The organism is Vibrio sp. vnigr-6D03 (assembly GCF_002835515.1).
GTDB lineage: Bacteria > Pseudomonadota > Gammaproteobacteria > Enterobacterales > Vibrionaceae > Vibrio > Vibrio penaeicida.
In genome coordinates this window covers 15,022-41,002 of record NZ_PIZL01000002.1, presented here as the reverse complement: position 1 = coordinate 41,002, position 25,981 = coordinate 15,022, and the positions used below count along the sequence as shown (strand labels likewise).

26 protein-coding genes are annotated in these 25,981 nt (G+C 43.6%); 19 read left to right on the top strand and 7 right to left on the bottom strand.

Annotated features, from left to right (window positions below):
- The first annotated feature begins 140 nt into the window (after positions 1–140).
- A complete protein-coding gene (locus CW749_RS03410) occupies positions 141–557 on the top strand; it encodes a globin family protein (RefSeq protein ID WP_101110650.1) in 417 nt (138 codons plus the stop codon).
- A gap of 28 nt (positions 558–585) precedes the next feature.
- Here the strand turns inward: CW749_RS03410 and CW749_RS03405 are convergent, their stop codons facing one another.
- The 4 genes from CW749_RS03405 to CW749_RS03390 all read right to left on the bottom strand — a co-directional run bounded on the left by CW749_RS03405 (position 586) and on the right by CW749_RS03390 (position 3,531).
- A complete protein-coding gene (locus tag CW749_RS03405; protein WP_101110649.1) occupies positions 586–1,032 on the bottom strand; it encodes a YaiI/YqxD family protein in 447 nt (148 codons plus the stop codon).
- Positions 1,029–1,331: a hypothetical protein gene (locus tag CW749_RS03400; RefSeq protein ID WP_101110648.1), complete on the bottom strand. Its 303-nt coding sequence runs from the start codon at positions 1,329–1,331 to the stop codon at positions 1,029–1,031. The genes CW749_RS03405 and CW749_RS03400 overlap by 4 nt, the downstream gene beginning before the upstream one ends.
- 841 nt (positions 1,332–2,172) lie before the next feature.
- Positions 2,173–2,472 carry a DUF3301 domain-containing protein gene (locus tag CW749_RS03395; RefSeq protein WP_101110647.1) on the bottom strand — a complete coding sequence of 100 codons (300 nt, stop codon included), beginning with the start codon at positions 2,470–2,472 and terminating at the stop codon, positions 2,173–2,175.
- 21 nt (positions 2,473–2,493) lie between these two features.
- Positions 2,494–3,531, bottom strand: coding sequence for a DUF3549 family protein (locus CW749_RS03390; RefSeq protein WP_101110646.1), 1,038 nt, complete (start codon positions 3,529–3,531; stop codon positions 2,494–2,496).
- An 82-nt stretch (positions 3,532–3,613) separates the two neighbouring features.
- Here CW749_RS03390 and CW749_RS03385 point away from each other — a divergent pair, with 82 nt between their 5' ends.
- Positions 3,614–3,931, top strand: a complete 318-nt coding sequence (locus CW749_RS03385) for a YqcC family protein (protein WP_101110645.1) — start codon at positions 3,614–3,616, stop codon at positions 3,929–3,931.
- On the top strand, positions 3,916–4,650 hold the full coding sequence (gene truC, locus CW749_RS03380; protein ID WP_180958321.1) for a tRNA pseudouridine(65) synthase TruC: 735 nt from the start codon (positions 3,916–3,918) through the stop codon (positions 4,648–4,650). Before CW749_RS03385 ends, truC begins: the two co-directional genes overlap by 16 nt.
- A gap of 109 nt (positions 4,651–4,759) precedes the next feature.
- Here truC and CW749_RS03375 read toward each other — a convergent pair whose 3' ends face one another.
- Both CW749_RS03375 and glnD read right to left on the bottom strand, forming a co-directional pair.
- Positions 4,760–5,143: a DUF3461 family protein gene (locus CW749_RS03375; protein ID WP_101110643.1), complete on the bottom strand. Its 384-nt coding sequence runs from the start codon at positions 5,141–5,143 to the stop codon at positions 4,760–4,762.
- Between the two features lie 179 nt (positions 5,144–5,322).
- A complete protein-coding gene (gene glnD / locus CW749_RS03370) occupies positions 5,323–7,947 on the bottom strand; it encodes a bifunctional uridylyltransferase/uridylyl-removing protein GlnD (protein WP_101110642.1) in 2,625 nt (874 codons plus the stop codon).
- A 242-nt stretch (positions 7,948–8,189) separates the two neighbouring features.
- Between glnD and CW749_RS03365 the strand changes: the two genes are divergently transcribed.
- On the top strand, positions 8,190–9,731 hold the full coding sequence (locus CW749_RS03365; protein ID WP_101110641.1) for an alpha/beta fold hydrolase: 1,542 nt from the start codon (positions 8,190–8,192) through the stop codon (positions 9,729–9,731).
- A gap of 66 nt (positions 9,732–9,797) precedes the next feature.
- On the opposite strand, the gene map is transcribed toward CW749_RS03365, so the two are convergent.
- Positions 9,798–10,676, bottom strand: a complete 879-nt coding sequence (map, locus tag CW749_RS03360; RefSeq protein WP_101110640.1) for a type I methionyl aminopeptidase — start codon at positions 10,674–10,676, stop codon at positions 9,798–9,800.
- A gap of 404 nt (positions 10,677–11,080) precedes the next feature.
- Here map and rpsB point away from each other — a divergent pair, with 404 nt between their 5' ends.
- The 15 genes from rpsB (at position 11,081) to rnhB (ending at position 25,914) form a co-directional block, all read left to right on the top strand.
- A complete protein-coding gene (rpsB, locus tag CW749_RS03355) occupies positions 11,081–11,815 on the top strand; it encodes a 30S ribosomal protein S2 (RefSeq protein ID WP_145959477.1) in 735 nt (244 codons plus the stop codon).
- Positions 11,816–11,961: 146 nt separating this feature from the next.
- Positions 11,962–12,804, top strand: coding sequence for a translation elongation factor Ts (gene tsf / locus CW749_RS03350; RefSeq protein WP_101110638.1), 843 nt, complete (start codon positions 11,962–11,964; stop codon positions 12,802–12,804).
- Between the two features lie 185 nt (positions 12,805–12,989).
- Positions 12,990–13,721 carry a UMP kinase gene (pyrH, locus tag CW749_RS03345; RefSeq protein WP_101110637.1) on the top strand — a complete coding sequence of 244 codons (732 nt, stop codon included), beginning with the start codon at positions 12,990–12,992 and terminating at the stop codon, positions 13,719–13,721.
- A 46-nt stretch (positions 13,722–13,767) separates the two neighbouring features.
- Positions 13,768–14,325, top strand: a complete 558-nt coding sequence (gene frr, locus CW749_RS03340; RefSeq protein ID WP_101110636.1) for a ribosome recycling factor — start codon at positions 13,768–13,770, stop codon at positions 14,323–14,325.
- A 96-nt stretch (positions 14,326–14,421) separates the two neighbouring features.
- On the top strand, positions 14,422–15,174 hold the full coding sequence (locus tag CW749_RS03335) for an isoprenyl transferase (RefSeq protein WP_101110635.1): 753 nt from the start codon (positions 14,422–14,424) through the stop codon (positions 15,172–15,174).
- 15 nt (positions 15,175–15,189) lie between these two features.
- Positions 15,190–16,032 (top strand): phosphatidate cytidylyltransferase, encoded by an 843-nt coding sequence (locus tag CW749_RS03330; protein WP_101110634.1) that lies wholly within the window; start codon positions 15,190–15,192, stop codon positions 16,030–16,032.
- Between the two features lie 57 nt (positions 16,033–16,089).
- A complete protein-coding gene (gene ispC, locus CW749_RS03325) occupies positions 16,090–17,298 on the top strand; it encodes a 1-deoxy-D-xylulose-5-phosphate reductoisomerase (protein WP_101110633.1) in 1,209 nt (402 codons plus the stop codon).
- Positions 17,295–18,653, top strand: a complete 1,359-nt coding sequence (gene rseP, locus CW749_RS03320) for a sigma E protease regulator RseP (protein WP_101110632.1) — start codon at positions 17,295–17,297, stop codon at positions 18,651–18,653. The genes ispC and rseP overlap by 4 nt, the downstream gene beginning before the upstream one ends.
- A gap of 62 nt (positions 18,654–18,715) precedes the next feature.
- Positions 18,716–21,142: an outer membrane protein assembly factor BamA gene (gene bamA, locus CW749_RS03315; RefSeq protein ID WP_101110631.1), complete on the top strand. Its 2,427-nt coding sequence runs from the start codon at positions 18,716–18,718 to the stop codon at positions 21,140–21,142.
- A gap of 16 nt (positions 21,143–21,158) precedes the next feature.
- Positions 21,159–21,668, top strand: coding sequence for an OmpH family outer membrane protein (locus CW749_RS03310; protein WP_101110630.1), 510 nt, complete (start codon positions 21,159–21,161; stop codon positions 21,666–21,668).
- 6 nt (positions 21,669–21,674) lie between these two features.
- Positions 21,675–22,694 carry a UDP-3-O-(3-hydroxymyristoyl)glucosamine N-acyltransferase gene (gene lpxD, locus CW749_RS03305; protein ID WP_101110629.1) on the top strand — a complete coding sequence of 340 codons (1,020 nt, stop codon included), beginning with the start codon at positions 21,675–21,677 and terminating at the stop codon, positions 22,692–22,694.
- A 113-nt stretch (positions 22,695–22,807) separates the two neighbouring features.
- A complete protein-coding gene (fabZ, locus tag CW749_RS03300; protein WP_174715161.1) occupies positions 22,808–23,239 on the top strand; it encodes a 3-hydroxyacyl-ACP dehydratase FabZ in 432 nt (143 codons plus the stop codon).
- 1 nt (position 23,240) lies between these two features.
- Positions 23,241–24,029, top strand: coding sequence for an acyl-ACP--UDP-N-acetylglucosamine O-acyltransferase (gene lpxA, locus CW749_RS03295; RefSeq protein ID WP_101110627.1), 789 nt, complete (start codon positions 23,241–23,243; stop codon positions 24,027–24,029).
- 113 nt (positions 24,030–24,142) lie between these two features.
- The gene (lpxB, locus tag CW749_RS03290; protein WP_101110626.1) at positions 24,143–25,291 is read left to right on the top strand and encodes a lipid-A-disaccharide synthase; all 1,149 of its coding nucleotides are present in this window, start codon (positions 24,143–24,145) and stop codon (positions 25,289–25,291) included.
- A gap of 2 nt (positions 25,292–25,293) precedes the next feature.
- On the top strand, positions 25,294–25,914 hold the full coding sequence (gene rnhB, locus CW749_RS03285; RefSeq protein ID WP_101110625.1) for a ribonuclease HII: 621 nt from the start codon (positions 25,294–25,296) through the stop codon (positions 25,912–25,914).
- The last annotated feature ends 67 nt before the right edge of the window (positions 25,915–25,981 follow it).

Here is a 25,981-nt window from a genome sequence, read left to right as displayed (position 1 = left end):
CTACACTTTATATACTCAAGTAACCTCAAAGTGCGTGGTTCAGGCTCTGAGTTCTGCACCTTGAAGTCACTTGAGTATAAATCTGTTCATTTTCGAAATCAGCAGAGCCCAATACACAGGTCAGATAATAGAGGGTGATTATGTCTGTAACACAGTGTCAAATATCTTTGGTTCAACAATCATTTAAACAAGTTGAACCCATTTCGGAGCAAGCAGCAGAGATTTTTTATAACAAGCTATTTGAATATGAACCCGAGCTTCGCCACCTTTTTAAGGGCGATTTAAAGATTCAAGGCAGAAAGCTTATGATGATGCTTAAAGCTGCGGTCGACGGTTTACAAGATGTGAACGCCCTTGTCCCTGTTCTGATTCAGCTCGCGCAACGTCACAATAAATATGGGGTTAAACGCTCACACTTCAGCCCAGTTGGTAACGCGTTGCTATACACGTTAAAAACGGGGCTTGGGGCGTCTTATACTAAAGAGCATCGCGAAGCGTGGGTTGCGGTTATACACGTGGTATCCGACACTATGAAACCTGAAATAAACCAGCGGTAGCTTTGAACTTACATAGTCGGACTTGCAATTAGCGGTGTTTGGCTAAAAATCGGTCCAGTTGGTTGGCAAACTCTCTTCTTTCTGTTTGGGAAAGTGCGGCTGGACCACCGGTTTGCACTCCACTAGAGCGCATTGTGTCCATAAAATCACGAATATTTAGACGAGCTTTTATGGTGTCTTTAGTGAATAACTCTCCTCTTGGGCTTAAGGCTAAAGCATTTTTACTGATTACTTCATCGGCAAGAGGGATATCAGAGGTGATAACGAGGTCTTGCGCTTCGACTCTTTTCACTATCTCGTCGTCAGCGATGTCAAAGCCGCTAGGCACTTGTAGAGCATGAATATTATTCCGCTTCGGTAATGGTATCGCGTGGTTAGCTACGAAAGTGGTGGTAATTCCTGTTCTTTCTGCGGCACGTATGAGTGTTTCTCGGATGACCTTGGGACATGCATCGGCGTCTACCCAGATTTTCATGATGATTGGTTCTCTAGTTTTTCAATTCGTTTATTCAGATCTTCAATTTGCTTAGAAAAAGCAGCTATCTGCGCTTCCAGCAAAGCAACACGTTCGTTGCTAGATGGTTCACTGACTCCAACTTCAACTTTTGGGATATGAGATGAAGATTTCCAACTTTTTATCGCGGCAATAATAGCAGGCATTGGCGCTGGTGTTTTCATTCTTGTTTTCACTAAGGCGACAGTAGGCTCTTTGCCTTGGTCGGCCAGAGACTGAATAGCCACTTCCAATTCTGCTGTAATGTCCTGAGTTTTCATTTTGAGATCCTTAAATTCTACTCATCACCAAGGTCTACTGCCCTGAATGAATATGCGCTAATAGTATCGGTTCCAAGAAGTGTGCGCCAGCACTGGTTATTTGTAGTGAGTTTAACGAGGGGCTCGAGTTATTTGCTCATTAGCTTGTGAGAGATCTCTTACAGGAGGTGTAGGAAATGTTTGCTATTTATATTGGGGTATTATTGCTATTTGCGATTAACTTGTTGTTATTTATATTAAAATTATTTGATGATATTTCTTCTCATAAAGAAATGTGAGATGGCTAAGTTGTTCTAAAAAGAGATAAACGTAATCTGTTCTCTGTCGGAAGGATTCCGACACGGAACAGGAAACAACCAAGGAATGGTTATCTTCAGGAAGAAGATTTGGTTATTCAGGATGAATGATCAGCATGGAGCGAAAGGACATTGAATGGACTCAATCGTTATCAGGAAGATGACGACAAAGGATAGACAATGGACACCTCTAGGAAGAGGCAAGGAACGAGCATCAGGATGATGTAAGGGACACCGCTCAAGGAACAAGTGAGTGCGCTAATCAGGAAGGTTAGCAGATCAGGATAGGATCATGGACACCGCTAGGATGGCGACGAAAGGACTAAGCTGAAGGAACACAGCATACTATCAAGGATTTGATGCATGGAGCACTTTTAGTAGCCGGATTGCTGCGAGTAAGACTACAGCCCCGATACGCGAGTATCGGGGCTTTTCTTTTCTATGGGCTTTATGACGTTGAGTGTGTTTCCGAGAAAATTACATCGCTAGCTATTTACTCAACAAAAAGCTATTTGCATAAACAATAGCTATTTACGTTATACAGGCTACATTCGATAAGGAGGGATCTCGAAGTGGCTGGCATGAAAGCCCACCATAGTAAGCTCTCCGATGTAGTAATCATCCCCAAGCGCCGAGAATTCAAACTGGTAAATGGTGTGCCAGCCTAATTTACCTGTTTTATGGCGAATTTTGTGCCCTTTGAAAGAAACAGACAACATTTGTATCTCAAGCTGTTTACAACGATGTGCAACCATCTGTTTTGCTAGCTCAGATTGTCTGCGTTGTTGCCAGAACAACAAACAAAACAGGGTGACCAGTATGATTGTGAAAAGATTCCCTATCATTATTCCATCCTTTGGCGCTGTTTATTGAGAACGTGTGTTTTGCTGAAGTTTCAGCAAGGCAGTGGCCAATTCTTGCGATGGCGCGTTATGAAGTAATGGCAGCAAAACCATTCGAAGTTCAGGCAACATAACGAGATCAGCAAATAGCTGGTTGAACAGGTTTTGATTTCCTGTCTGTGCAAGCCTCAATAAAAACTGCCCAGCTCTTTCTGTGTCCGCTAATGAGGACCAGCTTCTACCTGCGATTCCCACCAATACTTCCTGATGGCTTAATCTCGGGCTCTGTAATATATGGTCGACGACTAAGTTAAGAGAGTTTGGAGACCCTGCCAATGCTCTGACTAATGCCGATACGAGGAACAAGTCTGGCGTGTCGGAATTGCATTCAGAGAGCGCTTTTTCCTGCAAAATTTTCCCAAGGTTGTCAGGGAGTTCACAGTGTTCCAGTACACCCAATAAGGCATAAAGTGGTTCGTTAGGCAGTTGGTTAAGCGCTTTTTTAAGCATCACGCTATTTTGATCAATGCCAAAACGCGCACAAATGTCTGCAATGCCTTGTAATCCGATTGTCTGCCAGTTGTTCCAGCCTAACCCACCTGAGAAATAGTGCTGCGCGTGTTCATAGTATTGGCTTGTTGGCATCGACAGCTTTGCTCGAACTTGGCTGTGGAACACGGCCATTTTGTCTTCTGCTGGCTTGAAGGTGTAAGGGTTGTTAGAGAGCTTTTCTTGTTGCTCTTCACTCAACTCACCTCCCAGTCGCGTCCCCATGGCTTCAATGATGTATTTAATAAAGTTACCCACGTCAGCCTGTTTGAGTAGCCCACGTTCATCCAATTCAAACTTCAAAAACCAGATCCAAGGCTGTTTCGATTCGTTCCAGTAGGCAATAGCAATGTGTGCCTTGCGCTGCATTGGGAAGGGGTAAGCTTGTTGCCCCAATTCTACTTTTGCAAATGTACTAGGCTCGATCTTCGTAATACGACGACCCAAATCGAAAACTTGGTACTCGCAATGACTATCACTTAGAAGCTGGGTAAGGGTATGAATGGTGTCCATGGACTGACTTGTTATCCTATATGTCTTTAGCCAATAGATGGTACTCTATGGGCAATTTTCAAGGCCATTTGAAACGAAATAGATGAATACTGCTCGAATATCGATCCTTATCGAGAATCTTAAAACCGCTTTGCAGCAAGAAAACCTCTGGGAATCTTCGCCTCCTTCTTCTAAGGCGCTGGCAAGTCAACAGCCTTTTTCTTACGACACACTAGAGCCACAGCAGTGGTTGCAGTGGATATTCATTACCCGATTAGAAGCGATGATAAGTGCCAGCCAACCTTTACCTTCTGCATTGCAGCTTTTGCCATACTTTGAAGAAGTTTGGCAAGATGATGTATCGAAGATAAAAGTGTTAGCAGCTATTTCTGACATCGATGAGGCATTTGCATCGTGCTAGACATTTTATTTCAAGATGAGTATCTGGTCGCTGTAAACAAACCTGCTGGAATGTTGGTTCATCGATCTTGGTTAGACAAACACGAAACGCAGTTTGTGATGCAAACATTGCGTGATCAAATTGGGCAACATGTGTTTCCATTGCATCGACTCGACAGACCTACTTCCGGCGTGTTGGTGTTTGCGCTCTCCAGCGAAGTGGCTTCTGAAGTGATGCCGATGTTTGCGAATCATGAAATGCAAAAAACCTATCACGCGATAGTGCGAGGATGGATAGAGCAGGGTGATACGCTGGATTATCCTCTCAAAGAAGAGCTGGACAAAATTGCGGATAAATTTGCAGATAAAGACAAAGAAGCCAAAGAGGCAATCACGGTTTATCAGCCGTTAGGAAAAGTAGAAGTTCCGCTGTCTACTGGGCGATTCCCAACCACACGTTATGGCTTGGTTGAGATGAAACCCAAGACGGGACGGAAACATCAGTTACGACGGCATATGGCGCATTTAAGGCATCCGATTGTCGGAGATACTTCTCATGGTGATGGCAAGCACAACCGCTTGTTTAGAGAGCATTACGACGCACATCGCCTGCTTCTTCACGCGTCGGAATTATCCTTTGTTCACCCATATACCAAGAAAGAACTGGTGCTAAAGGCGAAGTTTGATGATGTTTGGGAAAGGCTATTGGTGGAGTTTGGTTGGATGGAGTTGTTCGCTTAATTTGGTTTGAAGTGCTTAACTAGCCGCTCTGTACTTTACTAGCAGAGGATGCATTATGATAAGAGGGTCGAAACCCTCTTACTCATTGTTTTATAACGTATATATCCGCTTACTTTAGCTTGTCGAGGTCAGCTTCGATTTCAGCGATTTTGCTGGATACGACTTTTTCTAAGTGACGAAGATCAGACAAGATTTTCTCTTTCACATCAACTTCAACCAATTTCTCAGGTTTCGTAATGGTGTTTAACTCATCGATCACGAGTGTTAAGTTGCGGTTTATTTCAGTCACTTCTTTGTACTGATGGCTGCCGCTGTCGACCAAAACATTTTTGCGCTGTCTTGGGTATTTGAATTTGACGCTTTTAGCAAAAAGCTCGCCCTTTTGCTTTTTAAAATAGATCTTAAGTACGTCTTTTTGCGATTCTTGTCGAAGGGAATAACGTTCGATCTGTTTCGGGTCTTGAATACCTAATCCAGTGAGGTTTGGATACATAGAGCACCTCGTGTTAGCCAATAAATAGTAAATCAGTTTAATATTCATCAGGCTATAGGATGAACAAACTGATTGAGTACTGTTCAACTTTAGCAGCTATTGATAGGTCAGACAGGCGTTTGAGCAGAGAGTGTGGACGAGATCGCGATAAACCGGATCTCGTCCATTTACTTGTTTCGTTAGTGATGCTGAAGCTCACTAACGCTTTCTTTCAGCTTGGTTTTTAGCGCGTCTTGCTCTTCTTCACTTAAAGGACCGCCATTGGGTGAGGTGAGAATAAACAAGTCTTCTGCTCGTTCGCCTATGGTGATGATTTTTGCCGCATGAAGGTGAATACCTAACTCGGCAAAAGTTGCGCCTATGTTTGCCAGTAACCCTGGAGTATCTAAGGCAACGAACTCCATTAACGTGCGTTTTCGTGTTTTGGTCGGAATAAAATCCACACGTGTTTTGACGTTGAAATGCATCAGTTGCCTCGGAGTCCGGCGCACTTTTGAGTTTGCCACGTCGTCTTCACTGAGAATGCTTTCTATATGACGAACCATATTGGCATGTCGGTTTTCGTCTATGGGTTCACCATGATGGTCTAACACAATGAATGTATCGAGGGCATAGCCATCTTTGCTCGTCATTACTTGTGCGTCATGGACGCTAAAGTTACGCCTGTCGAGCTCGCCAACAACGTTGGCAAATAGGTTGGGCAGGTCTTTTGAGTAAATGAACACTTCTGTGCCCCCACGAGTGGCTTCTTTACTCAGTAAGACCAGAGGTTGCTCTTTGGATTCTAATCTAAGGAGATGTTCTCCGTGCCAAGCAATTTGTTTGTGGGTGTGGCGAAGGAAATAGTCGGCTTTGAAACGTTGCCACAACACTTCTATTTCTCGGGCGGTGAAGCCTTCTTTTCTCAACATAGCCGAGGCTAAGTGTTGGTTATGACGGATTCTGTCGCGAACATCGACTGGGTTTTCTAAGCCACGGCGAAGTGCACGCTGGGAAGAGTAAAAAAGTTCAGCGAGCAGTGTCCGCTTCCAACTGTTCCAGAGTTCTGGGTTGGTTGCGCAGATGTCCGCAACGGTCAGGCATACCAAAAATTCTAGGTATTCTTCATCACGAACTTTCTTTGCAAACCCTGTGACCACTTCTGGGTCATAAATATCACGTCTTTGAGCGGTGACAGACATCAACAGATGGTGTTTGACCAACCAAGAAACCAGCTTAGATTCTGGTTTGGATAAGCCGTGCTCTATGCAAAAATCGTAAGCTTCGACTGCCCCAATCTCTGAGTGATCTCCTCCGCGCCCTTTGCCAATATCGTGGAAAATAGCTGCTATGATCAGCAATTCCTTTTTTTGAATCCGAGGGTAGACCTCGCAACAAATGGGGTGTTTCGCATGGTTTTTGGCAAAGCTAAATGTGTGGATATGCTTGAGCAAACGCATACTGTGCTCGTCTACTGTATACACGTGGAATAAATCGAACTGCATTTGCCCAACAATTTGGCTCCACTGTGGTAGATAAGCCGACATCACGCCTAGGCGATGCATCAAACTGAACGCTTTATGCAAAGCATTAGGATGACGAACTAAGTCCATGAATTTTTCACGGGCTTCTGGAATGGTATGCAAAAATTTGTTCAATCGACGACGAGCGGTTCGCAGCTGGCGCATGGTCGCAGGTGCTACGCCTTCAATAGAGGAGTCATTCGCAATGTGTAAGAACATGTCCAAAATAGTTTCAGGGCGGGCCTGAAACAAAGCTGGCTTTCTGGCTTCGATGAGCGGTCCTCGTCGCTGAAAATCGGCATCCAGAATCTCTGCTGGTAGCTGTTCACCTTTATTGATGATGGCTTGGTCGAATAATTTGAGTAGCATTTTATTGAGTTCGGCCACACGCCTTAATGTGCGGTAAAACTCTTTCATCATCATTTCGATAGGCTTATTGCCTTCGCCAGTAAATCCAAGATGCTGCGCAACTTGAAGCTGGTGGGCAAACGTCAAACGATTATCGTAACGTTTAAGCTCTATATGTAAGGCAAAGCGCACTCGCCATAGGTAATCTTGGCACTCTAATAGTTCACGGTATTCAGCATCGGTGAGAAATCCATAGCGGCTCATTTCGAATAACGAAGTCGCCCCAAAGTGGCGTCTGGCAACCCAACTTAGGGTATGGATATCACGAAGTCCACCTGGGCTAGATTTGATGTCGGGCTCTAGATTATAAGTGGTATCGTGGAACCGCGCGTGCCTCTGCTTTTGTTCTTGGATTTTCGCTTGATAGAAGACCTCGCTAGGCCAGAAACTCTCTGAGTGGATAAGCATTTTTAGGCTGTGATACGTTCCTTCACAACCACAGATTAATCTTGCCTCTTGGAGGTTTGTTGCGACGGTTAGATCGTCTTTTCCTACTTCTTCACATTCTGCTACGGTTCTTACACTGTGTCCGACTTCTAAACGTAAATCCCAAAGCAGCGTAATGAATTCACTGACCTTGGTTTTGACTTCGCTCTGAAGTGGTGAGCTGTTAAGAATCAGAATATCGATATCGGAAAGAGGGTGTAGCTCGCCACGACCATAGCCACCAACTGCGACAAGGCTGAGTTCCTCTATGTGTTCAAAACCATAGTATTCCCAAAGGCGAGTAAGTAGCATATCCATATATTCGCTGCGACCAAGAACCAAGTCGGTGACCGGGTGGTGCGAGAGAAACTCTTCTTTTTGGTCATTGGAGAAACTCTCCAACTCATGACGTAAATTTTCCAGATTCATAGCAGAATCTTTAAGCGTAAAAGGGGATTGAAAAGTCATCCATGCGTTCCGTGCAAACTACAGTTGTCTTAACTGTATCAACTTATTTCGGATAATTCGAACGTCTCACAGACTCAAACGGCGGAAGAATACGATTCCCAGTGATACGCTTTGTCACCCAATCAAAGTATAGATAGCGTTATTGATGTTCTATTAAACAAAGTAAAGTAATTATTTAAAAACACTGTTCAATTAGGTTAATTACATGAAAAATATGATTTTTACAGTGTGGAAAATTGATTATGAAAAAAGTTTTAATTGGACTTGCCGTTGGTTCTTTACTAACAGGTTGTTTTACTGGCGGTAGCTCGTCAGCTTCCAACTCCGGAAATAAAGGGACGTCCACTGGTCAAACAACGTCTAAGTTTACTCAGGCATATAAAGTTTCGACTCTTGTGGCGAAGCAGTGTAAGGATTTCAAAGTGTCTAAACTTAATTACCAGCCACCAAGCTTTGTAAAACAATGTTGGGAGCTCACTGTACCTGAGGATTATTCAAAGCCTTTAAACGGAAATACAATTACCATTCCAATCGCAAAGGCTTCATCGAAAAGTGTTACTAAGAAAGGATCGATTGTTTATTTTACAGGTGGCCCTGGAGGGAGTGCTTTAGCTGATAGTGATAATTTTAGCGATACGCTTATCAGAGACAATCACGATTTATACTTAGTTGATCAGCGTGGTACTGGGTTTTCTCAGCCGTCACTGTTTTGTGGTTTTGCTGGAAGTGCGAGCGAATCTGAACTCAAACAATGTAAAGCAAACTTCGTCAACCAAGGGGTTGACCTCAATGCATACAACACCAAGAACAATGCTCTTGATATGATTGTACTGAGGAAAAAGCTTGAGGAACTAGAGGAGATTAATGATAAATGGACTCTTGTCGGAGGGTCGTATGGTACACGGCTAGCCGCAGCGGTATTACGTGAAGAAGATAAACTCACTAAGTTAGGAATGCAGAAAGAGTCTGGGATTAAGGCTATGGTGCTAGATGGGGTTTTTCCTACTCAGGTTAGTGGATTAGCTGATCTCAAGTGGGCAAATTATGAGAGCTTGAAAAGAATCGTAGAAGTCTGCTCTCGTTCTAAAAACTGTACGCCGACTCAATTACGGGAAGGTATCAAACATCATATAGTCGGTTTAACTGCAGACTTACATCAACCGTTTTTGAATTTTGTGCTGAACAGTATGAGTAATGATACTGATGATTTCGGAGAAGGTAAGCTTACTATTCCGACACTACTCGCACTTGATACTGTTGATATTGCTTCAAGCCTCAGAAGCAACCTTTCAACTGGAAGCAGCAATACAGACACACCTGACTACTTTGCCGCGATGGGTTTGTCTGTTGCGTGTTCAGAAGAATATGGATTCCAGCCATATTACAAAGCTCATCATCCTGAGAGAGCAAAGTGGGGTAATGAAGTCCAGAAAGTCGTTGATGCAAGCTACCACATGGGTTTCAGCAGTTCAGCATGTAAAGCTTGGTCTGTAAAAAAAGCAGATTTAGAAGAATCTAAGCCAATCACAAATAGTAATGTTCCCGTTTTAATTACAAATGGCGGCAATGATTATCAGACTCCTCCATCTTGGGGAGAGTTGGTGGTCAAAGATTTCAAGAACAGCCGTTCTATAACGGATGATACACTTGGACATGTTGTTTTATTTGAAGGGACACAGAAAGGTTGCGTACACAATCTTATTAAAGACTTTGTAGACGATCCATCGCAGTTAAATAAGCTTGATGACAGTTGTCTAAAAAGTCTCAAGTTCACATACAAATAGATTGCTACCATATAAGAAAGCCCGAGAAAATTCGGGCTTTCTACAACTTACATTGTGATACGTGATTTACACGTTTTTCATAATGCGAGGTACGGTGTCATCACTGCGTAGTGTGAGAACTTCACAACCGGTTTTCGTCACGAGAATGGTGTGTTCCCACTGCGCGGAGTTTTTCCCATCGCCAGTGTACACCGTCCAATCATCTTCTGAGTCGACGCTGCATCCAAACTTACCCGCGTTAATCATTGGCTCAATAGTAAAACACATACCTTCTTTTAGCTTGCGTTTGTCGGAGTTCTTATAGTGAACCACTTGAGGTTCTTCATGGAATTCGCTACCAATACCGTGACCACAAAAATCCTTCACAATGGAGTATTTCATGCGAGGATTTTTCTTGTTGTTGTCTTTTATGAATTTATCGATGGCTGTACCAAGCTCGCCAACCGTAACGCCTGGCTTCACTTTACGCATGGCAACGTACAGTGCTTCTTGTGTTACCGTACATAAACGCTTATCAGCCGGTGAAACCTCGCCTACATAGAACATTCTTGAAGTATCGCCATGATACCCCTTCGGTCTAACGCTCAAGTCGGCATTTTTATCTTCTGGGATAATGACAGTGACGTCGATATTGATGACATCGCCGTCTTTTAAAATCGCAGGTTTTCCCTTACCTGTAGAGCCGATTTCATCTTTGGATGCAGGGATCCCGTGGCAGACAATGTGATTAATTGAAGTACAGATAGATTTTGGGAAACCGTGGTAATCCAATGGTGCCGGATACGCATTGTTTTCCAGAATGTAATCGTGACAAATGCGGTCAATTTCTTCGGTGGTGACACCTGGTTTGACGTGCGGCTCTATCATTTCTAAAACGCTCGAAGCCAATTTGCAGGCTACACGCATTTTCTCGATTTCTTCTGTGGTTTTAATTTTAATAGACATCGTCTTTCTCGAACTCATTAATGCAATCGCTGCATTCTATCAGTGGGTTGCTCCGCACGCAAAGGTCGTGGCGACGGGTTTGTAACAGTAGCACTGGCGTTAGTTATGTTTCATTTAACGTTCAATTTCAGCTCAGGGTACAGCAAGCATAGACCTCATGGTGACTTTCAATAGAAGAGATATTCAAATTTCTGCTAGCCAAAATGGTGATTTTTATGGTATAAAGCGCGCCGGAATTAAGAACAGTTATCTCCACTTGGCGAAGGTGTTTTTGAGTCCAAATATATTTTCTTTAAATCACACACATACCGACACATGATCCGGGGTGCTCACTTACTTATATTTAAGAAGTCGAGTCGGACGCATGGGGTATGTGGAGGCCTAACCCCATAGAGGAATTTAAAATGGCAACTGTATCAATGCGCGATATGCTTAAAGCTGGTGTTCACTTCGGTCACCAAACTCGTTACTGGAACCCAAAGATGAAGCCATTCATCTTCGGTGCTCGTAACAAAGTTCATATCATCAACCTAGAAAAAACTGTACCAATGTTCAACGACGCTCTAGCTGAGCTAGGCAAAGTTGGCGAGAAGAAAGGTAAAGTTCTTTTCGTAGGTACTAAGCGCGCTGCATCTGAAGCTGTAAAAGAAGCTGCTATCGCTAGCAACCAGTACTACGTAAACAACCGTTGGTTGGGTGGTATGCTTACGAACTACAAAACTGTTCGTCAGTCAATCAAGCGTTTGAAAGATCTTGAAGCACAAGCTCAAGACGGTACTTTCGACAAGCTAACTAAGAAAGAAGCTCTAATGCGTACTCGTGAAATGGAGAAGCTAGAGAAATCTCTTGGTGGTATTAAAGATATGGGCGGTCTACCTGACGCACTATTCGTTATCGACGCTGATCACGAGCACATTGCAGTTCGCGAAGCAAACAACCTAGGTATCCCAGTATACGCGGTTGTTGATACTAACTCTGACCCAGACGGCGTTGACTTCGTTATCCCAGGTAACGATGACGCAATCCGCGCAGTACAACTTTACCTTAACGCTGCAGCTTCTGCTGTAAGCGAAGGTCGTAACCAAGACGTTGTTGCTGCAGCTGCTGAAAAAGACGGTTTCGTAGAAGAAGCTGAATAATAGCGGCTCTGAGTCACGCTTAGTCTTATAGATAACAAGCCTTACCAGCAATCAAAGTTAAATATAAGCTAAGTTATAGTTACAATCAGGGGCCGAAATCGAGCCCCTGATTTTTACCATATCCAGAATTAACTGAGGAATAGAGAATGGCTGTTACTGCTGCTCTAGTAAAAGAACTGCGCGACCGTACTGGCGCAGGTATGATGGACTGTAAGAAAGCGCTGAACGAAACTGACGGCGACATCGAACTAGCAATCGAAAATATGCGTAAATCAGGTGCTGCAAAAGCTGCTAAGAAAGCAGGTAACGTAGCGGCTGAAGGTACAATTGTCATCAAAGATGCTGATGGTGTAGCGGTACTTCTAGAAGTGAACTGCCAGACTGACTTTGTTGCTAAAGATGCTAGCTTCACAGCGTTTGCAAACGAAGTTGCTGAAGCGGCTCTTGCTTCTAAAGCTACTGCAGAAGAACTACAAGCTCAATTCGAGGAAACTCGTATTGCGCTAGTTGCTAAAATCGGCGAAAACATCAACATCCGTCGCGTTCAATACGTTGAAGGTGTTGCACTAGCTTCTTACCGTCACGGTGAGAAAATTGGTGTTGTTGTTGCTGGTGAAGGCGAAGCTGAAACTCTTAAGCACGTTGCAATGCACGTAGCTGCTTCTCGTCCAGAATTCGTTAACCCAGAAGACGTACCTGCAGACGTAGTAGAAAAAGAGAAAGCAGTTCAAGTTGAAATCGCAATGAACGAAGGCAAGCCAGCTGAAATCGCTGAGAAGATGGTTGTTGGTCGTATGAAGAAGTTCACTGGTGAAATCTCTTTGACTGGTCAAGCTTTCGTTATGGAACCTAAGAAATCTGTAGGCGACGTTCTTAAAGAGAAAGGCGCTTCAGTAACTAACTTCGTACGTCTAGAAGTTGGTGAAGGTATCGAGAAAGCGGAAGAAATGAGCTTCGCTGACGAAGTAGCAGCGGTACAAAAAGGTTAATCCTTAGCGTATTGTTGAAAAAAAGACCGTAGCCAAGGCTGCGGTCTTTTTACGAACAAAATACATAAACTTACAAACAAAGACATATGTGGCTAATCGTCATAAATGCATGTTGGCATCAATGTAAAAATGCAATTTGTATTCATGACTGTTAATCAACAACTCTCATTTGGAAGGTAGACTCCATGACAACTAACCCTAAGCCAGCGTATCAACGTATCCTGTTAAAACTGAGTGGTGAAGCTCTTCAAGGTGAAGAAGGTTTTGGTATTGACCCTGCGGTCCTAGATCGTATGGCTCAAGAAGTAAAAGAACTGGTTGAACTGGGTGTTCAAGTGGGTGTGGTTATCGGTGGTGGTAACTTGTTCCGTGGTGCTGGTTTGGCTGAAGCGGGCATGAACCGCGTTGTCGGCGACCACATGGGTATGCTAGCGACGGTAATGAACGGTCTTGCGTTACGCGATGCCCTTCACCGTGCATACGTCAATGCGCGTGTAATGTCGGCGATTCCATTGAAAGGTGTGTGTGACGATTACAACTGGGCTGATGCAATTCGCGAGCTTCGCCAAGGTCGCGTAGTAATCTTCTCGGCAGGTACAGGTAACCCATTCTTTACTACAGATTCTGCTGCATGTTTGCGCGGTATTGAGATTGAAGCGGATGTTGTTCTTAAAGCGACAAAAGTTGATGGCGTATTTACTGCGGATCCAGTAGCAAACCCTGAAGCAGAGCTGTATGATAACCTATCGTTTAGTGAAGTTCTTGATAAAGAACTGAAAGTAATGGACTTAGCGGCATTTACACTGGCACGTGACCACAAAATGCCGATCCGTGTATTCAATATGAACAAGCCAGGCGCTCTACGTCGCGTGGTAATGGGTGAAGCCGAAGGTACGCTAATCAGCGAAAACCAATAATTGGCAGCCAAAAACACTCTAATTAAAAAAATATTAAGGTGAAATTGTGATTAACGAAATCAAACAAGATGCACAAGAGCGCATGGATAAAAGCGTTGAAGCGCTAAAGAACAACCTATCGAAAGTACGTACAGGTCGTGCTCACCCAAGCCTACTGTCGAATATTAACGTTGAATACTACGGCGCACCAACGCCTCTAAATCAAGTTGCAAACGTGATTGCTGAAGATTCTCGTACCCTTGCTATTACCGTTTTTGACAAAGAGCTAACGCCAAAAGTAGAAAAAGCGATCATGCAATCGGATCTTGGTTTGAACCCAATGTCTGCAGGTACTGTAATCCGCGTTCCTCTTCCACCATTAACAGAAGAACGTCGTAAAGATTTGGTAAAAATCGTTCGTGGTGAAGCAGAAGGTGGTCGTGTTGCTATTCGTAACATCCGTCGCGATGCAAACAGTGAACTTAAAGCGCTTCTGAAAGATAAAGAAATCTCAGAAGATGAAGATCATAAAGCACAAGATGAAATTCAAAAGCTAACTGATGCTGCTGTTAAGAATGTTGATGACGTTCTTGCTGCGAAAGAAAAAGAGTTGATGGAAGTGTAATATAACTTACACTTTTCTTTTTCGAAGCGCTGTGCCCACAGCACAGCGCTTTTTTTATGCTATTATCTCAACCCCATTAGATTCAATGAACTTCCTATGCTGAACACTCAAGTCTATCCAGACGCATTCCCTAAACATATCGCTATCATTATGGACGGTAACGGCCGTTGGGCAAAAAAGCAGGGTAAGCCCCGCGTTTTTGGTCATAAAGCAGGGGTAGATTCAGTTAGAAAAACCATTTCAGCCGCTTCTCGACTCGGTATCCAAGCTGTTACTCTTTTTGCATTCAGTAGCGAAAACTGGCGCCGCCCGGAAGAGGAAGTTAGCTTGTTGATGGAGCTGTTTATTACCGTTCTGTCCAAAGAGGTCAAACGTCTTCACAAGAATAATCTTAGATTAAGAGTCATAGGCGACATCAGCCGTTTTAATCAACGATTGCAAAAAAAAATTGCAGAAGCGGAAAGTCTAACTAAAGACAACGAAGGCATGGTTGTTAACGTGGCGGCTAACTATGGTGGAAAATGGGATATCACCCAAGCTATTCAAAAAATCGCGACTGAAGCTAAAGAGGGTGTACTTGACCCAGCAGAAATCAATGAAGATCTGGTAACATCTCATTTAACTATGTCTGATTTGCCTGAAGTCGACTTACTCATCCGCACCAGTGGTGAATGCCGGATCAGTAATTTTGTTTTGTGGCAGATGGCATACGCTGAAATGTATTTTGTTGATCAACATTGGCCTGATTTTAATGAGCAAAGCCTAGCAGATGCTGTGGCATGGTTCGTTAATCGCGAGCGCCGTTTTGGTTGCACAGGCGAGCAGATTCAAGAAATTATGAATGGCTAACAAAGGATCATCAGCTTGAAACAAAGAATTATAACCGCGCTGATTCTGGCTCCATTAGTTGTATTAGGGATTTTTAAGCTCTCTATACCCCTATTTATTGCTGCGATTGCTGCAATTGTAGTAATTGGCTTTTGGGAATGGACTCAATTCGTTGAAACACCGAACCGCTCTATAGCAATAATCCCCGCTTTAGCAGTGCTTGCGGGTTTATTTTACTTTTTACCGTTTGAAATCTCTGCTTTGCAGCAGGTCTCGGGCGGACATATCTTAATTTTAGCCGCAGCAGGAATATGGTGGTTAGTATCCAGTGGAATGGCAATGACATTCCCGAAATCTTCTGTCTTGTGGCAAGGCTCTAAGGTTCTGAGGCACGCATTTGGCTTGCTGACACTTATTCCATTCTTAACTTCCGTTATCCTTTTACGAAGTGTTGGCTACGATTCAGATCCATACTACGGTGCTAAGCTCGTACTGTTTGTTTGCTTTTTGGTTTGGGCTGCTGACAGCGGTGCTTACTTCGCAGGTAAAACGTTCGGAAAGCGTAAAATGGCCCCAAATGTAAGCCCAAATAAAACCATTGAAGGTTTGATTGGTGGCATCATTACCGCATTGGTCATTGGATGGGGTGCCGCAAATTGGTTTGAACTCACCTTCCCAAGTCATGTCATAATGATATTCATCACTTTCACTACTGTCGTTATTTCAGTATTAGGTGATCTGGTAGAAAGCATGTTTAAGCGAGTTTCGGGCATTAAAGATAGTGGAAACATTATCCCGGGACACGGTGGTGTGCTAGACAGAATTGACAGCCTGACCGCCGCCTTTCCTGTTTTTGCCTTACTCTATTTCACGCTTTAGCATAGTAAAAAGGCAAGGAAACTTGCCTTTTCATGTTCTGTATAACGGTTTTCTATAATGCAAAATATAACCATTCTTGGGGCAACAGGCTCAATTGGTGATAGCACTTTAAAAGTTGTCGCCCAAAACTCCGAGAAGTTCAATGTCTTCGCGTTGGCTGCTGGCACAAACGTTTCAAAAATGCATGATTTATGCGTTGTTTGGAACCCATCGTATGCCGTTATGGCGGACGAAAATGCAGCGAATTCGCTCCGAGAAAAACTGTCAGCCTCCGGTAAAAAAGTAACCGTCTTAAGTGGAAACGAAGGACTTTGCGCCGTTTCTTCAATGGATGAAGTTGATATGGTTATGGCAGCGATCGTTGGAGCAGCTGGGCTAATACCAACCATGTCAGCAATTCAAGCGGGTAAAAAGGTGTTACTTGCTAACAAAGAAGCGTTGGTTATGTCTGGTCAGCTTTTTGTTGATGCTGTAGAGAAATATGGAGCGCAGTTGTTACCTGTAGACAGTGAGCACAACGCGATATTTCAGTGTCTACCTAAAGAAGTTCAGGTTCGACCGGGTAAATGCAATCTTAAAGATTCAGGAATCTCGTCCATTTTACTCACTGGTTCTGGCGGTCCTTTTCGTTATTCAGATGTTGCAACTTTGGCTAACGTCACGCCGAAAGAAGCCATTGCACACCCAAACTGGTCTATGGGACCAAAAATCTCGGTTGACTCTGCAACTATGATGAACAAGGGGCTTGAGTACATTGAAGCCAAATGGTTATTCAATGCTGCGCGAGACCAGCTTAAAGTAGTAATACATCCTCAGTCGGTGATTCACTCAATGGTTCAGTATTGTGATGGCTCTGTATTGGCTCAGATGGGTGAGCCTGACATGGCAACACCGATTGCTTACTCGATGTCTTATCCTGAGCGTATTTCAGCGGGTGTTAAGCCGCTCGATTTTACCAAAGTAGGTGAACTCACATTTCTTGAGCCAGACTTCGAGCGTTACCCTTGCCTTAAGCTAGCAATAGAGGCTTGCTATACAGGGCAACATGCCACTACTGGTTTAAATGCCGCCAACGAAATTGCGGTGGATGCATTTTTGAATCACAGAATTAAATTTACAGATATAGCTACAATCAACGAACAGGTTTTATCTAAGCTGTGTGGTCTACAGCAAAACCTTGAAGTAGATTGCTTGGAAAGCTTATTAGAGCTGGATAGAATGGCGCGTACTTTTGCGCATGAATATGTAGGTAAGCGAGCAATATGACTGGTATTTTGTGGAATTTAGTATCGTTTATCGTCGCCCTTGGGGTGTTGGTTGCTGTGCACGAATATGGGCATTTCTGGGTAGCGCGACGCTGCGGAGTAAAAGTTCATAAGTTTTCGATAGGGTTTGGTAAGTCTATCTGGAGCAAGATAGGTAAAGACGGAACAGAATACAGCCTATCAATTATCCCACTAGGTGGTTATGTCAAAATGCTTGATGGGCGAGTTGATTCGCTCAAAGAAGAAGAGAAAGAGCAAGCATTCGATCGAAAATCATTGTGGCAAAGAAGCGCAATTGTGGGTGCTGGTCCTGCATTTAACTTTATTTTCGCACTGTTTGCCTATTGGGTTGTTTTCATTATTGGTGTTCCAGCAATAAAACCCGTGATAGGAGAGGTAACCCCCAATTCCATCGTTGCACAAGCCGGAATTCAAGATGGGATGGAACTAAAGTCCGTCGCAGGAATCAAAACCGCAGATTGGGAATCCGTTAATATGCAGTTAATTGCTCATATTGGCGATGATGAAATGACGATGACGGTCACACCGGAAGGTGGTGTTGGGTTCGAACAAACATATACGCTTGATTTGCGTGAGTGGCGCTTCAACCCAGAAACAGAATCGCCAATGAGAACATTAGGCTTTACACCTTTTCGCCCAGATACGACCACTAAAATCGCGCATGTAGGTAATGGCGGAGCCGCTTATAAAGCCGGATTTGAAGTGGGTGATCAGCTTCTGGAAATTGATGGTCAGCCCGTGTCGGAATGGCAGCAAATGGTTGATGCTATCCAGACGAATCCAAATAAATCAATTGATGTGTTGGTTGAGCGTAATGGTGTTGAAGTTCAGTTGGCGCTGATTCCTAAAGCTAAGGAAGCGAAAAACGGAACAACCAAAGGATTTGCAGGTATTGCTCCTGAAATCGGTGAATGGCCGGCAGACTATCGCTTCGACCTACAATATGGTGTGGTTGAATCCGTTGGTAAAGCTGTTGAGAAAACAGGGCAAGTTATTTCTTTGACCTTCAGTTTGTTGAAAAAATTAGTTGTTGGAGATGTTGGAATAGAGAACTTGAGTGGTCCTATATCCATTGCTAAAGGCGCTGGCACAACCGCTGATTATGGTTTGGTGTACTTCCTAGGTTTTCTTGCTCTAATCAGTATCAACTTAGGAATTATTAACCTAATGCCATTACCAATTTTGGATGGTGGTCATTTGTTATTTTTTGCGGTGGAAGCAATTATCCGCCGTCCTGTGCCAGAAAAGATTCAAGAAGTCGGTTACCGTCTGGGAGGCGCGATTATATTCTCTCTCATGGTAGTTGCATTGTTTAATGATTTTACTCGCCTTTGATATCACCTGATTGGTAGAAGATGGCAAAGAATAAGAAGTTGCAAGGAATAATCAGAATAGATATGGCGATCAAGCATTTATTGCTCACCTCTCTGTTGCTATCGAGCACAGTGGTGAATGGTGCAGAAAAATTTGTCGTAGAAGACATCAAAATTGAAGGTCTACAGCGCGTAGCGTTGGGGGCAGCACTCCTCAAGATGCCTATTCGTATTGGTGATACTGTTGATCAGCAAGATGTGGCAAAGATCATCAAATCCTTATACGACTCTGGCAATTACGAAGATGTCAGGGTTCTCAAAGACAACAATGTGTTGGTTATCGAGGTGAAAGAGCGTCCAACCATTGCAAACATCTCGTTCTCTGGTAACAAAGCCATTAAAGAAGAGCAGCTGAAAGAAAACCTAGATGCTTCTGGAATTCGTATTGGTGAAGCGCTCGACCGAACAACTTTAAGCAACATAGAAAAAGGTTTAGAAGACTTTTACTACAGCGTCGGTAAATACAACGCCGAAGTAAAAGCGGTTGTAACACCGTTACCTCGGAATCGTTCTGACTTAAAATTTGTTTTTACCGAAGGTGTGTCAGCAAAAATTCAGCAGATTAACTTTATCGGTAACTCGGTATTTAATGACGAAGATCTTCGCTCCCGCTTTAACCTAAGAGTTGACGTGCCATGGTGGAATTTCTTAGCCGATGAGAAATACCAGAAGCAAGTGTTGGCAGGCGACTTAGAAGCATTACGTACATTTTATCTCAACCAGGGTTACTTAAAGTTCCAAGTTTCCGACACTCAGGTTTCTATTTCTCCGGATAAAAAAGGCGTGTATATCACCCTAACACTGGATGAAGGCGAACCTTATGCCGTCGAGTCTGTGAAGTTCCGAGGCGAGCTCATCGATAAGGAAGCAGAATTCGACAAGATGATTCCTTTTGCTGCTGGTGATATCTATGATGGCAGCGCGGTAACATCACTCGAAGAAAACGTTAAGCGTGTCTTGGGTGAGTCCGGCTATGCGTATCCTCAAGTTAGAACCATTCCAGAATTTGATGACGAAAATAAGCAAGTCTCACTTGTTGTGAATGTAGAGGCTGGCAAACGAATTTATGTTCGTGATATCCGATTTACGGGTAACAACGCAACACGTGATGAAGTACTTCGCCGCGAAATGCGTCAAATGGAAGGCAGCTGGTTAAACTCGAAAGCCATTGATACTGGTAAAAGCCGTTTGAATCGCTTGGGCTTTTTTGAAACGGTCGATGTTCAAACCGTGCGCGTGCCAGGCACGGAAGATCAAGTAGATTTGGTCTATAACGTGAAAGAAGCAAATTCCGGAAGCATTAATTTCGGGGTAGGCTACGGCACAGAGTCAGGAATCAGTTTCCAACTTGGTCTACAGCAAGATAACTTTATTGGTAGCGGTAACCGCGTTGGTATCAACGCATCCACCAATAAATTCCGTAAGAACGTAAGCCTTGAATACCGAGATCCATACTGGAACCTTGATGGTGTCAGCCTGGGTGGTAAGATTTTCTACAATCAGTTCGAGGCATCTGAAGCGGGCATCGTAGACTATACCAACGAAAGTTATGGTACGCGTTTAACTTGGGGTTTCCCATTCGACGAACTTAACTTTTTTGAAATTGGTGCGGGTTATACGCACAACCGAATTTCCAACTTGGATGAGTACGTACAAATTGAAAAGTTCTTGCAGGCGCAAGAAGACAATTTGGACAAAAATGATCGAAGCCTGAATGTAAACGACTTTGATTTTTCTCTGTCTTGGACACGAAACAACCTAAACCGAGGGTTTTTCCCAACAGCAGGTAACCATCAGCGCGCATTCTACAAAATGACGGTGCCAGGTTCTGATGTTCAGTACTTCAAGCTTCAATACGATGTGAGACAGTACATCCCTCTGACAAAAAAGCATGAGTTTACTCTATTATTGCGTGGGCGGTTAGGTTACGGAAATGGTTACGGCAAGAATGGCGACAACGATAACTTGTTCCCATTCTACGAAAACTTCTACGCGGGTGGCTTTAGTTCGTTACGCGGATTCCGATCCAATAGCGCAGGTCCGAAGGCTGTGTACAATGAAAACCACACAGGTGGTAACAACTCCCAGTACACAGTGACAGACGACGCCGTTGGGGGGAATGCGATTGCACTTGCGAGCATGGAATTGATCTTCCCAACCCCATTTGCATCGGATGAAGCACGTAGCCAAATACGCACCAGTGCGTTTATTGATGCGGCAAGTGTGTGGGATACAGAATTTAACTATCTTGATCCAGACACCGGTGTAAGTGCTGGTGATTCTTATTACTATGATTACTCCGACCCGACAAATTATCGAATGTCTGCAGGTGTCGCCTTACAATGGATGTCACCTATGGGACCGTTGGTTTTCTCTCTTGCGAAGCCAATCAAAAAATTCGAAGGGGATAAAGATGAAGTCTTTACCTTTACAATCGGTCGAACTTTCTAATACTTAGGAGAGAATTTTGAAAACAACGTTAAAAGCAGCTGCACTTAGCCTAGCCTTACTGGGTACATCTTTTTTTGCTAATGCTGCAGAAGCGGCTCAAAAAGTGGGTTATGTAAATACTGCGCAGATTTTCCAGGCTCTCCCTCAGCGTGAATCTGTTTTACAAAAACTTCAGGCTGAATTTAAAGACCAAAACGCCGAGCTACAATCACTTGAAGCGAAGCTGAAAACGAAAATCGAACAAGGTCGCCGTGATGGTGAATTGCTTGGCGAAGATGGTATTCGTAAACTGCAGATCGAAATTGGTCAACTTCAGGCTGAATACAAAATTAAAGCGCAATCGCTAGAGCAAAACGGTCAAAAGCGCGAAGCGCAAGAAAGACAAAAACTGCTTAAGCTGATTCAAGATACAATTGCAAAAGTAGCAGAGAAAGAAGGCTTTGACGTAGTGATTGATGCTACTTCACTTCAGTACGCAAAACCTGAATTGAACTTGTCTAAAAAAGTAATTGAACAACTTAAATAAGAATATATGACAACATTAACCCTTGCAGAAATCGCGAAAATTGCAGGTGGTGAGTTACACGGAGACGGCAGCATTGCCGTTTCCGAGTTTGCTGCCATGGACAAAGCTGGTCAAGGTCAGCTTTCTTTCCTTTCTAGTCCCAAATTCAGAAAATCACTCGATCAGTGTAAAGCGGATGCTATTTTATTACGTGAGTCCGATCTGGAGCATTACTCGGGTAATTCGATCGTAGTTGAAGACCCATACGTAGCGTACGCCCGTATCGCCCAAGTACTTGATACGACGCCTTCACCAGCTTCCAATATTCATAAAACAGCGGTTATTGATGAATCGTCTTCATTAGGTGAAAACGTATCTGTCGGAGCTAATGCAGTGATTGAATCTGGTGTGTGTCTTGGCGATAACGCTGTGATTGGTGCTGGATGTTTCGTTGGTAAAAATACCTCAATAGGTTCAAATACCAAACTTTGGTCGAATGTTAGCGTATACCATGATGTAACGATCGGTTCGGATTGCTTAATTCAAGCTAATGCCGTGATTGGATCCGATGGATTTGGCAACGCCAACGAAAAAGGTGAGTGGATAAAAATCCCTCAAGTTGGCGGTGTTCGTATCGGAGACCGCGTAGAGATCGGAGCATGTACCACTATAGACCGTGGTACACTGGACGATACCGTAATAGAAGACAACGTTGTTCTAGATAACCAGATTCAAATTGCTCATAACGTCCATGTCGGTTATGGCACGGCAATGGCGGGAGCAGTGATAGTCGCAGGCAGCACTCAGATTGGTAAGTACTGTCAGTTTGGTGGCGGTGCGGTTGTTAACGGTCACATTACGATTGTCGATCAAGTAGTTGTTACTGGTATGTCTATGGTGATGCGTGACATTGAAGAAAAAGGTGTTTTCTCTTCAGGTGTCCCGGTGCAACCGAATAAAGAATGGCGTAAAATGGTGCCACGTGTACACAAGATTGCGGAACTAGACAGAAGACTGAAATCTGTCGAGAAAGAGCTAAAATCCTGACACGAAACGTTTAACTTAAAGCCTGCGCACTGCGGGCTTTCATTCGTTTATCTAACGATGAATTGAATTTGAAAATTGATAGGAATATGACTTTGACTACTGAAAAGAAAACGATGGACATCACGGAGATTCAAACACTTCTTCCACATCGCTACCCTTTCCTGATGATTGATCGTGTTACTGACTACGAAGAAGGTAAGTACCTAGTAGGCTTAAAAAATGTGTCAGTGAACGAACCTCAGTTCACCGGTCATTTCCCACAATTGCCTGTATTTCCAGGCGTATTAATTCTTGAAGCAATGGCCCAAGCAACGGGGTTACTGGCATTTAAAACATTTGGTGCTCCTGCGGAAAACGAACTGTACTACTTTGCTAGTGTTGACGGCGCAAAGTTCCGTGCACCTGTGATGCCAGGCGATCAAATGCTGATTGAAGTTGAATTTTTGAAAGAGCGTCGCGGTATTGCTGCGTTTAATGGTAAAGCGACGGTGGACGGCAAGGTAGTGTGTTCTGCTGAGCTGAAATGTGCTCGTAGAGAATTTTAATATGATTCATGAATCTGCCTCTATTCATCCTAGTGCGGTTATTGAAGGTAATGTTCGTATCGGTGCTGGCACAACGGTAGGGCCATTCACTTATATTTCGGGCGATATCGAAATAGGTGAAAACAACGAGATTATGTCTCATGTTGTGATTAAAGGTCCAACAATCATTGGTAATGAAAACCGAATCTTCCCCTACGCGATCGTAGGTGAAGAATGCCAGGACAAAAAATACAGCGGCGAAGATACTCGTTTGATTGTTGGCGATCGCAACGTCATTCGAGAAAGTGTACAAATGCACCGTGGTACCGTTCAGGATAAGGGTGAAACTCGCGTTGGTAGCGATAACCTATTCTGTGTTAACGCCCATATTGCTCATGATTGTATTGTGGGTGATAACGTTATTCTTGGTAACAATGCGACATTAGCAGGTCATGTAACAGTCGAAGACTACGTGATTCTAACTGCCCTTTCTCCGGTTCACCAATTCTGTACGTTGGGTGCTCACTGCTTTGTTGGTGGCGGATCCATTGTTGTACAAGACGTACCACCTTTTGTTATGGCGCAAGGGAATCACTGTAAACCTTTTGGTATCAATATCGAAGGGCTGAAACGCAGAGGGTTCGAGAAAAAAGAAATCCATGCTATTCGCCGGGCTTATAAGTCCCTTTACCGTAATGGACTGACGCTTGAAGAAGCGAAAACAGAGATTGCAAAAGAAGCGAATGAGTTTAAAGCTGTACAGCAGTTTTTGGACTTCTTAGGTAACTCACAACGCGGGATTATTCGATAGGGTCAACCCGATCGGCTGTATAGGTGCGTTGATTGTACTGACCATTGAAAAGATCGCTGTTTTTAGCGATCTTTTTGTATTTTTAAGTGTGAAAATTTGGCTTTGGGTGAAATATGACTTCAGGTACTGGTCCGTTAAGAATTGGCATCGTTGCCGGTGAATTATCTGGTGATACGTTAGGTGCTGGTCTTATGGAAGCGATGAAAAGGCAATATCCAGATGCCGAATTTGTCGGTATTGGCGGACCCAAAATGAAGGCGTTGGGGTGCGAATCTCTGTTTGAGATGGAAGAGCTAGCCGTGATGGGGCTTGTAGAAGTTTTAGGGCGCTTGCCTCGGCTTTTGAAAGTTAAAGCCGAATTAGTTAAGCACTTTACGCAAAACCCACCGGATGTGTTTATTGGTATAGATGCACCTGACTTTAACTTGCGATTGGAATTGAGCCTCAAGAAAGCAGGGATTAAGACCGTCCATTATGTCAGTCCATCTGTATGGGCTTGGCGTCCAAAGCGAATTTTTAAAATTGATGCCGCAACGGATTTGGTTTTGGCTTTCCTGCCATTCGAGAAAGCTTTTTACGACAAATACAACGTAGCCTGCGAATTTGTAGGTCATACACTCGCAGACGCGATCCCCCTTCAGCCCGATAAAAAAGAAGCAAGAGCGCATCTCGAGCTAGAACAAGATAAAACTTGGTTAGCCGTATTGCCTGGTAGCCGAGGAGGGGAAGTAGGTTTGATTGCTAAGCCGTTTATCGAAACGTGTAAACGCCTTAATCAAAAACACCCCGATGTTGGTTTTGTTGTTGCTGCTGTAAACGAAAAGCGAAAAGCGCAATTTGAACAGATCTGGAAAGACATCGCTCCCGAACTCAACTTTGTGATTGTTCAAGATACAGCTCGAAATGTGATTACGGCGTCTGATGCGGTATTACTTGCGTCCGGCACAGTAAGTTTAGAGTGCATGCTACTTAAGCGCCCTATGGTTGTCGGCTACAAAGTAAATAGACTGACAGGTTGGATAGTTCAGAAGTTGGCGATTACAGAATTTGTTTCTCTACCCAATATACTGGCAGGTAAAGAATTGGTGAAAGAATTCATTCTTGATGAGTGCCACCCAGACTTTTTATATCCTGAAATTGAAAAAGCTTTGTTTGGTGACAACCAAGCTTTAATCAGCGAATTTACAGAGATGCACCAGTGGATTAAAAAAGATGCCGATCATCAAGCCGCAACTGCTGTTCTCAATTTAATTGGAAAATAATTATGCCTAAGAAAGCAAAGCAAGACTTTCCTCTATTTGAATACCCTGCGGGTTATCAGCTTTTCGCGGGTGTAGACGAAGTCGGTCGTGGTCCATTGGTTGGTGACGTAGTGACTGCTGCGGTCATTTTAGATCCTAACAACCCCATTGAAGGACTGACCGATTCAAAGAAATTGTCTGAGAAAAAACGCCAAGCGCTTTTCCCTGAAATCAAAGAAAAAGCACTGGCTTGGGCAGTAGGCCGTTGTTCTCCAGAAGAGATAGATGAACTGAATATTTTGCAAGCCACGATGGTAGCAATGCAACGAGCCATTGCAGGGTTGGATACACAACCGTGCTTCGCGCTTATCGATGGTAATCGTGTTCCTGAATTACCTATGGCTGGTCTAGCTGTAGTAAAAGGAGATTTGAGAGTAGCGGAAATCAGTGCTGCATCCATTATCGCCAAAGTAGTACGAGATAGTGAGATGGAAGAGCTTGATAAAAGACATCCAGAATTTGGTTTTGCAAATCACAAAGGTTATCCAACGAAGGCGCACTTTGCAGCAATCGAAAAACACGGTGTTATAGCTGAGCACAGAAAGAGCTTTAAGCCTGTAAAACGCGCACTTGGGATCGAATAGCTTCTCTTGTTTTTGGATTCAAGTATCATGTACGCAAGTGGGTTTAACCCTCACGAAATATCTAAGT